General features: G+C 66.4%; 13 protein-coding genes and 1 tRNA gene. 3 read left to right on the top strand and 11 right to left on the bottom strand.

The annotated features are described in order from the left end of the window. Positions 1 to 156 precede the first annotated feature (156 nt). A complete protein-coding gene (locus Mrose_RS15915) occupies positions 157 to 561 on the bottom strand; it encodes an NADH-quinone oxidoreductase subunit 15 (RefSeq protein WP_119279934.1) in 405 nt (134 codons plus the stop codon). Positions 562 to 765: 204 nt separating this feature from the next. Here Mrose_RS15915 and uvrC point away from each other — a divergent pair, with 204 nt between their 5' ends. Continuing rightward, on the top strand, positions 766 to 2547 hold the full coding sequence (gene uvrC / locus Mrose_RS15910) for an excinuclease ABC subunit UvrC (protein WP_119279932.1): 1782 nt from the start codon (positions 766 to 768) through the stop codon (positions 2545 to 2547). A 78-nt stretch (positions 2548 to 2625) separates the two neighbouring features. Here uvrC and Mrose_RS15905 read toward each other — a convergent pair whose 3' ends face one another. From Mrose_RS15905 to Mrose_RS15870, 8 genes are all read right to left on the bottom strand, one after another. Further along, a complete protein-coding gene (locus tag Mrose_RS15905) occupies positions 2626 to 3537 on the bottom strand; it encodes a 2-hydroxyacid dehydrogenase (protein WP_119279930.1) in 912 nt (303 codons plus the stop codon). A 75-nt stretch (positions 3538 to 3612) separates the two neighbouring features. Continuing rightward, positions 3613 to 4206: a GNAT family N-acetyltransferase gene (locus Mrose_RS15900; RefSeq protein WP_119279928.1), complete on the bottom strand. Its 594-nt coding sequence runs from the start codon at positions 4204 to 4206 to the stop codon at positions 3613 to 3615. A gap of 84 nt (positions 4207 to 4290) precedes the next feature. Next, positions 4291 to 5568, bottom strand: a complete 1278-nt coding sequence (locus Mrose_RS15895) for a Glu/Leu/Phe/Val family dehydrogenase (RefSeq protein WP_119279926.1) — start codon at positions 5566 to 5568, stop codon at positions 4291 to 4293. Between the two features lie 212 nt (positions 5569 to 5780). Continuing rightward, positions 5781 to 6728 carry a polyprenyl synthetase family protein gene (locus tag Mrose_RS15890; protein WP_119279924.1) on the bottom strand — a complete coding sequence of 316 codons (948 nt, stop codon included), beginning with the start codon at positions 6726 to 6728 and terminating at the stop codon, positions 5781 to 5783. 55 nt (positions 6729 to 6783) lie between these two features. Then, positions 6784 to 7245 carry a hypothetical protein gene (locus Mrose_RS15885; protein ID WP_119279923.1) on the bottom strand — a complete coding sequence of 154 codons (462 nt, stop codon included), beginning with the start codon at positions 7243 to 7245 and terminating at the stop codon, positions 6784 to 6786. Continuing rightward, entirely contained in the window at positions 7242 to 7883 is a 642-nt protein-coding gene (locus tag Mrose_RS15880) for a redox-sensing transcriptional repressor Rex (RefSeq protein ID WP_119279921.1), read from the bottom strand. The genes Mrose_RS15885 and Mrose_RS15880 overlap by 4 nt, the downstream gene beginning before the upstream one ends. Positions 7884 to 7963: 80 nt before the next feature. Then, positions 7964 to 8752 carry an SPOR domain-containing protein gene (locus Mrose_RS15875; RefSeq protein WP_119279919.1) on the bottom strand — a complete coding sequence of 263 codons (789 nt, stop codon included), beginning with the start codon at positions 8750 to 8752 and terminating at the stop codon, positions 7964 to 7966. An 87-nt stretch (positions 8753 to 8839) separates the two neighbouring features. Next, the gene (locus tag Mrose_RS15870) at positions 8840 to 10267 is read right to left on the bottom strand and encodes a tetratricopeptide repeat protein (protein WP_245969994.1); all 1428 of its coding nucleotides are present in this window, start codon (positions 10265 to 10267) and stop codon (positions 8840 to 8842) included. A 143-nt stretch (positions 10268 to 10410) separates the two neighbouring features. Here Mrose_RS15870 and Mrose_RS15865 point away from each other — a divergent pair. After that, positions 10411 to 10487 (top strand) — tRNA-Met (locus tag Mrose_RS15865). Between the two features lie 63 nt (positions 10488 to 10550). Here the strand turns inward: Mrose_RS15865 and fni are convergent. Together fni and crtI are read right to left on the bottom strand one after the other, a co-directional pair. Beyond that, positions 10551 to 11555 carry a type 2 isopentenyl-diphosphate Delta-isomerase gene (gene fni / locus Mrose_RS15860; protein ID WP_119279915.1) on the bottom strand — a complete coding sequence of 335 codons (1005 nt, stop codon included), beginning with the start codon at positions 11553 to 11555 and terminating at the stop codon, positions 10551 to 10553. A 79-nt stretch (positions 11556 to 11634) separates the two neighbouring features. Continuing rightward, positions 11635 to 13272, bottom strand: coding sequence for a phytoene desaturase family protein (gene crtI, locus Mrose_RS15855; protein WP_338025236.1), 1638 nt, complete (start codon positions 13270 to 13272; stop codon positions 11635 to 11637). 124 nt (positions 13273 to 13396) lie between these two features. On the opposite strand from crtI, the gene Mrose_RS15850 reads away from it, so the two are divergent. Continuing rightward, the coding region (locus tag Mrose_RS15850) for an alcohol dehydrogenase catalytic domain-containing protein (RefSeq protein ID WP_182482872.1) at positions 13397 to 13620 on the top strand (224 nt) is incomplete at its 3' end.

Here is a 13620-nt window from a genome sequence, read left to right as displayed (position 1 = left end):
GCCAGCGGGTCTTCTCCTTGGCATCCTTGCAGCTACGGTAGCGCTGTTCGAGTTCCTCCAGGCTCAGGTGGGGGTGTAGGGGTATGGCTTTGCTCGGCATGCATTATTATCTACATAGGTTTGGTATGACCCGGTCTTTTGCCATCGAGGGGGGGTTCAGGCCCTGGCCAGCGCGCTCCGGGCCCGGTCGGCCATGGCGAAGAGCTTTTCCCTGGTGAGGGGAATCTTGCCCTCGAGCACCAACCCCTTCCCCTCCTCCCAGTGCAGGTGGTAGTGGATGTGCCCGCCGGGCACCCGGAACTGGATGTGCTTGAGCTCGGCGTGGCGGGGCGAGACCGAGGCGAAGAAGAAGGGCTCTCCCCGCGCGTCGGAGAGGGAGGCGGCCATGATGGTGGTCGGCAGCACGTAGGGGCGCTCCATGCGGTAGATGAAGTCGGGGAAGTCGGATTCCTTGGTGAAGAGCACGCCTTTTTCGGCGGCGTATTCCCGCATCCAGTCGAGAAGCTGGACCCAGGACCTGTACAGCATTTCGTCGTGGTGATGGTCGTGAGGGGCGCTCATAGTGATCAGTTTACCAAGTCGAGCACCAAGGCCGTACGCCAAAGTAAAGATGCAGCGCGCCGCGCCCCTAGGGGATAAATCGTCCTCATGGGGTCGTGCCCGATCCACCCAGACTACAGTTCCCGCTCCCCGAGGGCCCGAAACAGCGGCCTCGAGAAAGCAGGCTCACTACGCTGCCAACGTACCTGCGCTAAATTAGCCTGGATGCAGCTCTCCGACCTGCCGCCCCTGCCGGAAAAGCCAGGGGTCTACCTCTGGAAGCAGGGGGAAACCATCATCTACGTGGGCAAGGCCAAGAGCCTCAAGGCCCGCGTGACGAGCTATTTCCACGCCGAGGGCAAGTCGCTGCGGATCAGCCGGGAAGCCAGTCACCTCGAGTTCATCGTCGTGCGCGACGAGGTGGAGGCGCTGCTGCTGGAAGCCAACCTCATCAAGCAGCACCGCCCCAAGTACAACGTCCTGATGAAGGACGACAAGCACTACCCCTTCCTCAAGCTCACCAACGAGCCCTTCCCCATGCTCATGATCGTGCGCCGCGTCCTGCCCGACGGCGCCCGCTACTGGGGCCCCTTCCCCGACGGCGGCGCGGTGCGGCGCATCAAGCGGCTCGTGGACCGCTTCTTCCCCCTGCGCAAGAACAGCGGCTTCCCCATGAAGAAGCGCCGCTACCCCTGCCTCAACTTCTCCATGGGCCGCTGCCTGGCCCCCTGCGTGGACCGGGCCGACCCCGAAGCCTACGCCGCCGCGGTCAAACAGGTCGAGAACCTGCTCGACGGCAAGGTGGACGAGCTCTTCGCCAGCCTCGAGGCCCAGATGCGCCAGGCCGCCATGAACCAGGACTTCGAGCGCGCCGCCGAGATCCGCGACCAGATCAAGGCGGTGCAGGCTTTCTTCGGCACCACCCAGCAGGCTTATGACGTAGATCTGGGCGACCTCGACTTCCTGGGCTTCGCCCGCGCCGCCGACTACGTGGTGATCCAGCTTTACCAGGTGCGCGGCGGGCAGATGCTGGGCCGCACCAGCCGCTTCGCGGAGGGGGTCAAGGAGGACAGCAACGAGGAGTTGCTCTCGGCCTTCCTGCGCGACTACTACCTCGAGGCCACCCCCCTCCCGCCCCTGGTGCTGCTGCCCTTCGCCGTGGACGACCAGGACGCGCTCTCCGAGTTCCTGAGCTCCAAGGGCCGCCGGGTCGAGGTGCGCGTGCCCCAGCGCGGCGACAAGACCCGCCTCGTCGAGCTGGCCCAGCGCAACGCCCAGACCGCGCTCGAGTCCGAGCTCAAGCTCATGGAGCGCAAGGGCGACCACCCCGGCCTCAAGGCCCTGGCCGAGGTGCTTAGCCTCTCGCGTCGCCCCTACCGCATCGAGGGCTACGACATCTCCAACCTGATGGGCGAGGCGGTGGTGGGCTCGATCACCGTCTTCGAGGGGGGGAGGCCCAAGAAGCAGGAATACCGCCGCATGAAGATCAAGGGCCTCAAGGGCTCCGCCGACGACTTCTACTCCATGGAGCAGACCGTCTACCGCCGCTTCACCGGCTCGCTGGCCGAGAGCATGCCCCTGCCCGACCTGCTGCTCATCGACGGCGGCTTAGGGCAGGTGCGGGCGGCGAAGAAGGCGCTGGAGAAGGCCGGGCTCGACATCCCTTTGGTGGGCCTGGCCAAGCGGGAGGAGACGCTGGTGCTTCCCGACGGCAGGACCATCGAGCTGCCCCTAACCCACCCCGCGCTGCAACTGCTCATCTACCAGCGCGACGAGACCCACAACAACGGCTTGCAGTTCAACCGCAAGCTGCGCACCGAAAAAGCCCTCAAGAGCGTCTTCGACGGCATCAAAGGCATCGGCCCTAGCCGCAAGATGGCCCTCTTGAACCACTTCTCCACGCTCGAGGAGCTGCGCGCGATGAGCCCCGAGGAGTTGGCCAGGCTGCCGGGCATGGACAAGCGCAGTGCTAAAGCGGTGCTCGAGGCCCTTTCCACGCTCGGATAGGAGTTATCCACATCCCCTGTGGATAACTCTGTGGATAACTTTGGATCGGTCAGGAAACCGTCTGCCGCACTCGGCTTTTCAGTACCCCTTCTCCCGCACTACTACGTTGACCAGGGGCTCTCCCCGCAGGTAGCGCTCGACCTGCTCACGCACCAGGCGGAATCCCCGCTCGAAGAGCTTGTGGGTCGAACCGGCCATGTGCGGCGTGAAGAACACCTCGGGCAACGACCACAGCGGATGCCCCTCGGGCAGGGGCTCGGGGTCGGTCACGTCGGAAACGAAACGGATGCGCTTGGCCTTGAGCGCCTCGATGAGGGCGTCCTGATCGACGGTCCTGCCTCGCCCGGCGTTGACGAAAAGGGCTCCTGGCTTCATCTGGGCGAAGAACCCGGCCCCGCAGAGTTTCTCGGTCTGAGGGGTGAGGGGCAGCAGGTTGATCACGATGTCGGCTTGGGGAAGCCAGTCGGGGAGTTCGGAGAAGCCGTAGATGCTCTCCCGCGCGCTGCGGGCTACCCGGATAAACTGCACCCCGAAGGGCTCGAGGCGCCTCTCGGTGGCCCGGGCGATGGAGCCGTAGCCCAAAAACAGCACCGTGGAGCCCTCGAGGTCTCCTACCCACTGGTAGGCCCAGCGCTGCTCGCGCTGCGCGTCGCGGAACTCGGGGAAGCGCTTGATGGCGCTCAGGATGGCCCCCACGACCCACTCCGAAACCGGGGTGTCGTGTACCCCGGCAGCATCGCAGAGGATGAGGTGGGGAGGCAGCTTGGGCAAAATCCAGTCCACCCCGGCGGTGAGGGTCTGCACGACCTTCAGGGCCTCGAGGTTGGGGAGTTCGTCGAAGAAGCGCCGGGCTGAGCCATAAGGAGCCACGGCAAACTCGGCCTGGGCGGCTTCGGCGGGCAAGGGGCCCTGCTTGGGCAGATAGACGATCTGGGCAGGAATGCCCTCGAGGTAGCGGGCCTCGACCCCTTCTTGCACGAGCAGGAACATGGGCTAAATATACGTCGATAGCCGGGCGCGGGTCGTACGTCCTACGTCGTACGCAAGACGCAAGACGCACCTTCTTCACCCCAGGCTCTGCCACTCCTCCCGCGTGATCTCCATGTGCACGTCCTCGAGGCGCCGCTCCTCCGGCTTGGGCTGGCGCACCGGGCCCAGCGAGATGGCCACCCGTGGGCTGGGGGCAGGGAGTACCGAGACCACCCGGAAGCCCGCTTTTTGAAAGGCCCTCTGGGCCCGCACGTTGTGCTTGAAGGTCTTGAGCTTGACCCGTTGCAGGTTCATGCGCTCGAAGGCGTAGCGCAACACCGCCCGTACCGCGTCGGTGCCGTAGCCCTTGCCCCAGCGGTCCTTGGCCCCGATCAGAATGCCCAAGGTGGCCTCGGTGCGGCTGAGATCGTAGAGTTCGACCGTTCCTAGCCACTCTCCCCGCTCGTCGAGGATGCCGAAGCCCAGTCGGTCGCCCCGTGCCACCTCGCCCATCACCACCCGCTTGAACAGCCACATGGGCATGCGCAGGGGGCGACTGCCGTTCCACTCGGCGATCTCAGGGTCGCGGAAGCACTCGTAAAAGCGCCGCCACTCCTCCTCGGTGAGGCCCTCGCTGAAAGGTTTGAGGGTCACCCGCCCGGAGCGGGGCCAAGTCTCGGAGATCAGCACACCTTCAGGATACGCCAAGTTTCAGGGGTCAGGGGGAAAACCCGTCCTCCCCGACCCCACTCCCGGCTAAGCGCCTCCGCGACTTTACGGGTACAGGCCCAGCAGCGCGCGCGACTCGAGCACCCGCGTCGCGGCGACGATGTAGGTCGCCGTGCGCAGGCTCACCTTGCGCTCCTCGTGCACCTGCCACACCGCCTCGAGGGCGTTGCGCATGATCTGCTCAAGGCGCTGGTTGATCTCGGCCTCGGTCCAGAAGTAGCTGTTGAAGTCTTGAACCCACTCGAAGTAGCTCACCGTCACGCCGCCGGCGTTGGCGACCACGTCGGGCACCACCAGGATGCCGCGCTCGGCCAGGATGTCGTCGGCAGCGGGGGTGGTGGGGCCGTTGGCCCCCTCGACCACCACCTTGCACTGCACCTTCCAGGCGTTGGCCTCGGTGATCTGCTTCTCCAGCGCCGCCGGGATAAGAAACTCGCAGGGCACGGTGAGCACGTCCATGGCCGGGATGGGTTCAGCCTTGGGGTAGCCACGCACCCCCCCGGTAGACTGCACGTGCTGGGTCAGGTCGTAAGGATCGATCCCGGCTTCGTTGTAGATCGCTCCCGTCACATCCGAGACCGCCACGATGCGGGCCTTGTGGTCGTGGAAGATGCGCGCGGCGGCGTTGCCCACGTTGCCGAAGCCCTGGATGGCGACGCGGGCGCCCTCGAGGTTCATCCCCAGCTTCTCCGCCGCTACCGCCGCCGCCACGAACACCCCGCGCCCCGTAGCATCGCGGCGACCCAGCGAACCCCCCACCTGAACGGGCTTGCCGGTCACCACGCCGGGGGTGGTGTGGCCGATGTTCATGGAGTAGGTATCCATCATCCAGGCCATCTCGCGCTCGGCGGTGCCCACGTCGGGCGCGGGGATGTCCTTGTTGGGGCCGATGAGGATGCCGATCTCGGAGGTGTAGCGCCGGGTCAGGCGCTCGATCTCGCCTGTCGAGAGCTTGCGGGGGTCCACCCGGATGCCCCCCTTGCCGCCGCCATAGGGCACCCCCACCGCCGCGTTCTTGATGGTCATCCAGGCCGCCAGGGCCATGACCTCGGAGAGGGTCACGTCGGGGTGGTAGCGCACCCCGCCCTTGGCCGGACCCCGGAAGGTGTTGTGATGCACCCGGTAACCCTCGAAATGGGCCACCGAGCCGTCATCCATGCGTATGGGAATGTCCACGATCAGGATGCGCTTGGGTCGCTTGAGGTCTTCGACCCAGTAGGCCAGCTTGCCCAGGTAGGGCGTCACGCGCTCGACCTGCTCGAGGTAGATCTCCCAGGGGCCGTTGTTCTCGCTCGAGATGTAGGAAAGCGGTTCACTTCGCATAGCTGCTCCGTTGGCTCTTGTTGCCCTGTATAGGATACAGCCTGTTTATGCATTGCGGGATATGTCGTGCGTCGAGGGTGGGGCGCCGGGCGTGGGTCGTGCGTCGTACGTCGTACGCAAGACGCAAGGCGCTTTGGCCCTGGACCCTCGACAAACCACGAGCCAACAGCCGGAAGATTGCGGCCGTTGGCTACCGGCTATCGGCTCTCTGTTCAGCTAAGGCGGGAGGACTCCTTGCGGGCCAGCGCCTCGAGCGCGTCGCGGTAGGGGCTGGGGGGCAGGGCCTCCAGGTGCGCCACTGCCGCTTCGACCCGCTCGCGGATGGCCTCCACGATCTCCCGGTCGATGCCCGACTGGACGACGAGGGTACGCAGGCGCTCGAGGTCGCCCACCCCCTCCCCCTTGCGCCGCAGGATCTGGCCCACCTCTTGGGGGAACTCCTCCAGCAGCCGCAGGGTCACGCGGGTCAGCTTGCCCTCGCGCACGTCCCCGCCCACCGGCTTGCCCAAAACCTCCGGCGAGCCCATGAGGTCGAGGTAGTCGTCGCGCATCTGGAAGGCTTGCCCGTAGAGCAGGCCAAACTGCGCCAGCGCTTGGCGCTGCTGGGCCGGAGCGTCTGCCAGCACCGCCGGCCCCTCGCAGCACAGCCGCGTCACCGAGCCGGTTTTGCCGGTGATAATGCGCTCGTAGGCCTCGAGGGAATAGTCCGCCAGCGCGGCCACCTGGAACTGCAAGACCTCCCCCTCGGAAAGCTCGCGGGCGGTCTGGGCCACCATCGCCACCAGTTCCATCCGGCCCATCTCGGCCAGCAGGTGCATCAGCCGGGCCAGCAGGTAGTCGCCGGAGAGCACCGAGACCGCGTTGCCGTACTTGCGGAACGCGGCCACCTGACCCCGCCGGGTCTCGGCGTCGTCCACCAGGTCGTCGTGCAGGAGCGTGGCCGAGTGGAGCAGCTCGACCACCAGGGCCATGTCCACCGCGTGGGGGACACCGCCGAGCGCGCCGCTGGCTAGGAACACCAACTGCGGGCGCACCCGCTTGCCGCCCGCCGTCACCAGGTCCTCCTCGATCAGCCGGATGAACTCCACGTCCGAGCGGATGACCTCCCGCAGGCGCTCTTCGAAGGCCTCGAGGGGAGTGGTGAGGCTTTTCACGCTCATCCCGACAAGTATAACAGCGACCGCCCACAGGCGGTCGCATCAGGCCACTTTGCCTTCAGTACACGTAGACCGGGTAGTTGATGGCGTTCTCTTTCTGGGCAGTCTCGTTGAGGGACTGAGCGATGTAAGAGGTGATCTGGGTGGCAGTGGGAGGCGGATCCGAAGGTCCCGTCCGATACTCCGATTTGATCGGGAACCTGTTGGGACAGAAGTCCTTCTCGGTGGTGGGGCAGCTCGGTATGGTGGCTCCAAAAACGTCTACGCTGCCCGACCTCAGGAAAACCCGTCCAGCAGGTGAGCCGGGCAGGGCGTTCAGGACGATTTCATACTGGAAGGTATATATCAGGGCCACGATGTTGCCGGCGCTGTCTTTTTCCGTAGTTACCGTTCTTTGAAAATTCTCTGGAGACGCGACCGAAACCGTGGGCGTGCTAAAGACAAGCCCGAAGTTAGAGCAACCCGTAAGCAGCAGCCCCACCAGCGTCGCTGCGATCAGCCCATAACGCACTCGCTTCATCCGATCATCTCCTCCCTCAAACGCGGGTTCAGGATAAAGAAACTCAGGCGGCTCAGACCGGCCAGGAAGTCCACGTTCTCCACCGCCACTTCCTTGGGCACCTCGAGAACGACGGGTGCGAAGTTAAGGATGCCCCTCAGGCCAGAGTCTATCATCCGGTTCGCCACGCTTTGGGCCGAATCCGCCGGGACGGCTATTAATCCAATCTCAATCCTTCGCTCGGCCACCACCCTGGGCAGGTTCTCCAGCGCCTCGACCGCGATCCCGCGAAAGCTCAGGCCGTGCTTGGTGGGGTCGATGTCGAAGAAGCCGCGCAGGTCGAAGTGCTCGTCGAAGCCGGGGTAGTCGGCGAGGGCCTGGCCTAAGCGGCCCATGCCCACGATGCACAGCCCCCAGCGGCGGTTGAGGCCCAGGATCTGCTGCAACTCGCGGCGCAGCACCGGGACGGTGTAGCCCACCCCGCGGGTGCCGTAGCTGCCGAAGTAAGAGAGGTCCTTGCGCACCTGGAAGGCCGTGACCTGGGCCTCTTCGGAGAGCTGCTCGCTCGAGGTGCGGTTGACGCCCCTGGCCTCGAGGTCTTCCAGAATACGCAAGTAGGTCACCAGACGTGAGATCGCTGCACTGGGCACTTTCGCCATTTCAACTACCTCCTTCAAGTGCCGGGAGGCACAAGCCCCGCGAGCCGACGTCGAAGCCTCCAGACCATCATAGGTTGAGGCTAGGGAACGGCCAGGGTCGGCAGTCCCATGGCCTTGAGGCTGGCGATGATCCGCTCGCGGTCGTCGCCCAGAGGTCCAACCCGCACCCTGATCAGGCTGCCGTCCTTGACCAGCACCACCGGCAGGCCCTCAGCCCGCAGCTTCTCGACCAGGGCATCGGCGGAAGCCTGGCTCTTGAAAGCTCCCACCTGCACGTAAGCGGCGGAGGGCTGAGCGCCGAGTTGGGCTGCGGGCCGGGCTCCCTGGTAAACCTGGGCCCCGGCAAAGTTGCGCGCCACCCCTCGAGCCTGCTCCTCGCTGGCGTAAGGGCCTACCGTGACCCTGGTCAGCGCACCGGCGGCCTCGAGTTGGACCCGGTAGCCCTGGACCTCGAGTTGCCGGGCCAGGCGCGAGGCGTTTTGCGGGTTGGAGAACGAACCCACCGCCACCCGCCAGCTACCCGAGGCAGGCTGGGGTGCAGGTGCTTCGGTCACGGTCGGCTTTTCCTGGGGCCTCGGGGAGGGCTGGGCTTGCGGGGTCTCGCTGGGCGCTTGGGGAATGGGCAAGGCGGTGATGACCGGCTCGCCGGGGCTGTCGTCCTGGGGCCGAGGAATTGGGGGCTGCGGCTGGACCTCCTGCGGCGGTGGCGGTGTGGCCTGCTCCACTCGAGGTTGAGGTGGCGTGGAGGTCTGCGTCTGAAGCCGCTGAAAGGGGTTGATGCCGGTGAGGAAAAACACGATACCTGCCACTACCAGGCCAAATAACACGAAGATCAGCAGGTCGAGCCAATTGTTGCGGAGCCAACCCATACCTCTAAACTACCCCACCCACAGCGCCTTGCAAACCATCGCCGGGCGGAAAACCCGCCCGGCGATGGAAATTCGCCCCTTCGCCGCTTACCTCAGGAATTGGCGTGCGGGCTCGTAGCCCAGGTTGAGCGCCTGCTGGAAGGCGCGGCGGGCCTCGGCGTTGCGGGAGAGGGCTTGCAGGGCGATGCCCAGGTTGTACCAGGCCACCGCGTCGCGGGGGTTGAGGGCCACGGCCTGGTTGAGCAGGCGTTCGGCGTCGGCATAGCGGTTGGCCGCGAGGTAGGCCACTCCGAGGTTGGCGGCGGTGTCGGCGGTGGGCTCGAGGGCCTGGGCGCGCTCGAGCGAGGCGATGGCCGCTTCATACTTCTTGAGGGCGAACTGGGTCCGGCCCAGATAGAACCAGGCTGCACCCCGGTCGGCCTTGAGTTGCACCGCCTGGAGCAGGACTTCCTCGGCGCTGTCGTAGCGCTGCTGGAAGTACGAAGCCTTGCCCTGCACGAACAGGGCCTCGGCCTTCTCGGCACCGCTCGTGGCCCTGGCGGCCAAAGCCGCAAAGCGCCCGGCCTCGGCGAACTGACCCAGGCGGTCGTAGGTCAGGGCCAGGGCCAGGGCCACGTGAGGCTCTTCAGGCATCTGGCTGTAAGCAGCCTGGAAGGCCTCGAGGGCACCCCTGAAGTCCCCGCCTTGGTAGCGCACCCGGCCCAGGTCATACTGGGCGGCCCAGAGTCTGGGGTCCAACCGGGCCGCCTCGACCAGCGCGTCCTGCTGTGCTTTCCCGCTGAGCAGCGAGGATTTCTTGTAGACGATCTGAGCCCTGACCTTGGGGTCCTGCGCCGCCGCAATGGAGCGGTCGAGCTCGGTCACGGCCCGCTCGGGCAAGCCTTGGCCCACATAGATATCGGCCACCAGGCTCACCGCGCCCACGTTGGCGCGGTTCTGGTTGAGCAGGGTGTAGAGGTAGGGCAGGGCCTCGAGGGGCTTGTTGGCCCGGTACAGGCTATCGGCCAGCAGGAAGGTGACCTCCTGGTCGTTCTCGAACTTCTTCAGGGCGCCCGCCAGGGTGGTGGCGGCCTGCTCGTACTGCTTCTGGTCACGCTGGGCCTTGGCCAGGCCCAGGTAGGAAGTGCGCAGGTCGGCGGGAGCTACCCCGGCCTTCTCCCCGACCTCGATGGCCTTGGCCAAGGCCTGAGCAGCCTCGGCAGACTCCCCCAGGCGGTCGAGGGTCACACCCAGGTTGAACCACCCCTCAAAGCGGTTGGGGGCCAGCAGGGTGAGCTGGGTGAACTCGAAGCGGGCTCCCTTGAGGTCGCCCTGCCGGTAGAGGGCCAGCCCAAGGCAGAAGTGCCCGCTGTAATTGGTGTAATCGCGAGTGACCACCTGTTCGCACAACTGTGCGGCTTCGGCATTGCGGCCCGCCTCGAGCGCGGCCAGCCCCCGCTTGAGGACGTCGTCCACGCTCGGCTGCTGGGCCCAGGCCAACGAAGAGACCACAAGGGCCAACCAGGTTGCTTTCATAGCGTTTCTCCCGAAATCTTGGGTCATGCTGGCAGGAATTCTAGCACGCGCCGAAGGGCGCGCCGGGCCAGGGTGAACCAGCGGGTTGACACTCGAGCACCCCCCTGGTAGCCTATCGGGGCTTGACGGGGAGGCCCTCACGACGCGGGGTGGAGCAGTCTGGTAGCTCGTCGGGCTCATAACCCGAAGGTCACAGGTTCAAATCCTGTCCCCGCAACCAAAGCTGAGAAAACCGGCCCTGGAGCCGGTTTTCTTCGTTCATGAATCCCGGTTAATCAAAGCTTTAAACTGCCGCGACGCGCCCCAGGGCCTCGGCGGGGGTGCGGGCCCCCACGGCGTAGAGGGCCACGCGCAGCTCCCAGAGGAAGTCCTCGAGCCATTCCACCACCGCGTCGGGGCCCCGCAGGGCAGGCCCCAGCAGTGGCCGCGCCACCGCCACCGCCTGCGCCCCCAGCGCCAGGGCCTTGGCGGCGTCGGTGCCGCTGCGGATACCCCCGGAGGCCACCAGCGGCAGGCCAGGCAGGGCCGCACGGCATTCCACCAGGGCTTGCGCGGTGGGCAGCCCGACCTCGCAGAGCTCGGGGTGACGCACCTCGCCGTAGCGCACCAACTCCTCGACCCGTGCCCAGTTCGTCCCCCCGGCCCCAGCCACGTCGAGCGCGGCCAGCGGCAGGCCGGCGAGCCCCCGGGCCACCTCCCCCGAGAAGCCGTGCCCCACCTCCTTGAGCAGCACGGGGAAGGAGACTTCCCGCAAGAGCTGCCCCAGTTTCGCGGTCAGGCCCGCGAAGTCGGTGTCACCGCGCTGCACGGCTTCTTGCAGCGGGTTGGCGTGCAGGGCGAGGGCGTCAGCCCCCACCGCCTCGACCGCGCGGCGCAGGTGCTCGGCGGTGTAGCCCCGGTTGAGCTGCACCAGCCCCAGGTTGCTGATCAGCAGCGCGGTGGGGGCCACCTCGCGCACCTGGAAGCTGGCCCTGGTCTGCGGCTTCTCCAGCATCACCCGCTGGCTCCCCAGCATCATCCCTACCCCCACCCGCTCGGCGGCCTCGGCCAGCGCCCGGTTGATGCGCCCCCCGTGCTCTTCCCCCCCGGTCATGGCCCCGATCAGGAAGGGCGCGGCCAGCCGCTTGCCCAGGAAGCAGGTCGAGAGGTCCACGTCCTCCAGACGCAGCTCGGGCAGCGCCCGATAGGCCAGGCGGTAGCGCTCGAGCCCCGTGGTCAGGCGGGCGTAGTTCACGGGCCCCTCGAGGCAGACCTCGAGGTGCTTGCGCTTGCGGGCGGTGATGTCCATAGGGTCACGGGAGGCAAAAAGGGCAAAAGGTGATAGGTGTTCTCCGCTTTTTACCTTTTCACCCCTTCACCCTTCTGCCTCATGCTACGGGCTCCACGACCTGGGTCGAGAGCACGTCGCTGCCCTCTAAGGGCAGGCCGAAGTCCTGGGCAATGAGGCGGGCGGTCATCTTGGCCGACATCATCACGCTGGGGGTGCCCGCGCCGGGCTGGGTCCCCGCACCCACCAGGTAGAGCCTGGCGACGTCCTCCGAGCGGTTGTGGGGGCGGAAGAAGGCCGACTGCATGAGGATGGGCTCGGGGCCGAAGGCGTTGCCGAGGTGCGAGAGCAGGGTGTGCTCGAAGTAGTCGGGGGTGATGAAGCTCTTGTAGACCAGGCGCTCGGAGAGGTTGGGGAGGTAGCCGCGCTGCTCGAGAAAACCCAGCACCTTGTTCACGAAGGGCTCGCCCAACAGCCCCCAGTCGAGCCCGGAGCCGTTGTGGGGCACGGGGATTAGGGTATAGGCGGCGTGGTGACCGGGCGGGGCCAGCGAGGGGTCGGTGAGGGTGGGAACGTGCAGGTACTGCGAGAAGTCCTTAGCCAGCACCTTGCGCCCGAAGATGTCTTTGAGCAACTCCTCGTAGCGCGGCCCCAGGATGATGTTGTGGTGGCGCAGCTTTTCGCCCTCGCTGCCGTCGGCCTTGAAGCCGAAGTAGATCACCACCAGCGACATGCTCTGCCTGCGAGCCCGCACCACCGGGTCGGCGTTCCTGAAGCGGTACTGCGGCTCGACGAGCTTGAGGTAGGTGTGGGCGTAGTCGGCGTTGGAGACCACCACGTCGGCTTGCAGCACCTCGCCCGAGGCCAGCGTGACGCCGGTGGCGACCTTTCTGCCGCCCTGGCGGCTCACGTTGATCCGGCTCACCTCCGCACCGTAGCGGATGCGCCCGCCGAGTTCCTCGAGCTTTTTCACGAAGCCCCGCACCAGCGCCCCGGTGCCGCCCATGGCGAAGTGGATGCCCCAGGTCTTCTCCACGAAGTGGATCATGGCGTAGATGGCCGGCACGCTGAGGGGGTTGCCCCCCACCAGCAGCGTCTCGAAGCTGAAGACCTGCTGCATCTTGGGGTTCTTGAAGTACTTCTTCGCGAAGGAAAACAGCGTGCGCACCGCGTCCAGGCGCAGCAGATCGGGGACTACGCGCAGCATGGTGCCCACGTCGCCGAAGTAGGTGTAGCCGAGCTCGAGAAAGCCCCGCTCGAAGATGGCCTTCGCGTCGCGGTGGAAGTGCTCGTAGCCCTCCAAGTCCTCGGGGGCCAGCGCCCGGATCTGCTCGCGGGTACGGATGGGGTCGCCGTCGTAGTCGAAGAAGGTGCCGTCGTCGAAGTAGATGCGGTAGAAGGGCAAGATGGGGACGAGGGTGACGTAGCACGAGGTGTTGGGGCCGCCCGAGACGCCCTCCCGCACCCGTTTGTCCTCGCCTAGCACGGCGGGAGGGAAGTCGGGTTGGGCAAGCCGGGGGTCGCCCCGGCCCACACTGAACAACTCCTCGATGAAGTGGGGCACGGTGATGACGGTGGGACCCATGTCGAAGGTGAAACCCTGGACCCGGCGCACGTAAGCCCGCCCGCCGGGGGCGTCGAGTTTCTCGAGCACGGTGGTGTCGAAGCCCAGGCTGCACAGGCGGATGCCCATCGCCAGCCCGCCGATGCCGCTGCCAATGACGATGGCCTTCTTCACGAGCACCTCCCGCGACGAGGGGGCGTGTGGAGCGCGTTCATGGGCCCGAGGATACCGCCGGGCCCGCGAGGACATTTAGCCGCGGGGATACAGTTTTGCCGCCCCGACCCGGTAGGCTTTGGGTGTGAAAGCCATCCAGATCAACCGCACCGGCGGCCCGGAAGTGCTCGAGTTGACCGAACTCCCCCTCCCCATCCCCGGTCCCGGCCAGGTGCGGCTCAAGGTGGAAGCCGCGGGACTCAACTACGCCGACATCCTCACCGTGGCCGGGGAGTACCTCACGCGCACCCGCCTCCCGCTGGTGCCCGGCATGGAGTTCGCCGGGCGGGTGGACGCGCTGGGGGAGGG

The sequence above is a fragment of the Calidithermus roseus genome (assembly GCF_003574095.1).
In the GTDB taxonomy this organism is placed as follows: domain Bacteria; phylum Deinococcota; class Deinococci; order Deinococcales; family Thermaceae; genus Calidithermus; species Calidithermus roseus.
The sequence above is the reverse complement of the archived record's forward strand: the minus strand, read 5'-3'. Positions and strand labels throughout refer to the sequence as shown.

Bases quoted from the DNA above. Each gene is read 5' to 3' on its own strand.
- uvrC (WP_119279932.1), top strand. From the start codon at position 766: ATGCAGCTCTCCGACCTGCCGCCCCTGCCGGAAAAGCCAGGGGTCTAC.
- Mrose_RS15870 (WP_245969994.1), bottom strand. From the start codon at position 10,267: ATGAAAGCAACCTGGTTGGCCCTTGTGGTCTCTTCGTTGGCCTGGGCC.
- Mrose_RS15915 (WP_119279934.1), bottom strand. From the start codon at position 561: ATGAGCGCCCCTCACGACCATCACCACGACGAAATGCTGTACAGGTCC.
- Mrose_RS15895 (WP_119279926.1), bottom strand. From the start codon at position 5,568: ATGCGAAGTGAACCGCTTTCCTACATCTCGAGCGAGAACAACGGCCCC.
- Mrose_RS15875 (WP_119279919.1), bottom strand. From the start codon at position 8,752: ATGGGTTGGCTCCGCAACAATTGGCTCGACCTGCTGATCTTCGTGTTA.
- Mrose_RS15890 (WP_119279924.1), bottom strand. From the start codon at position 6,728: ATGAGCGTGAAAAGCCTCACCACTCCCCTCGAGGCCTTCGAAGAGCGC.
- fni (WP_119279915.1), bottom strand. From the start codon at position 11,555: ATGGACATCACCGCCCGCAAGCGCAAGCACCTCGAGGTCTGCCTCGAG.
- Mrose_RS15885 (WP_119279923.1), bottom strand. From the start codon at position 7,245: ATGAAGCGAGTGCGTTATGGGCTGATCGCAGCGACGCTGGTGGGGCTG.
- Mrose_RS15880 (WP_119279921.1), bottom strand. From the start codon at position 7,883: ATGGCGAAAGTGCCCAGTGCAGCGATCTCACGTCTGGTGACCTACTTG.
- Mrose_RS15905 (WP_119279930.1), bottom strand. From the start codon at position 3,537: ATGTTCCTGCTCGTGCAAGAAGGGGTCGAGGCCCGCTACCTCGAGGGC.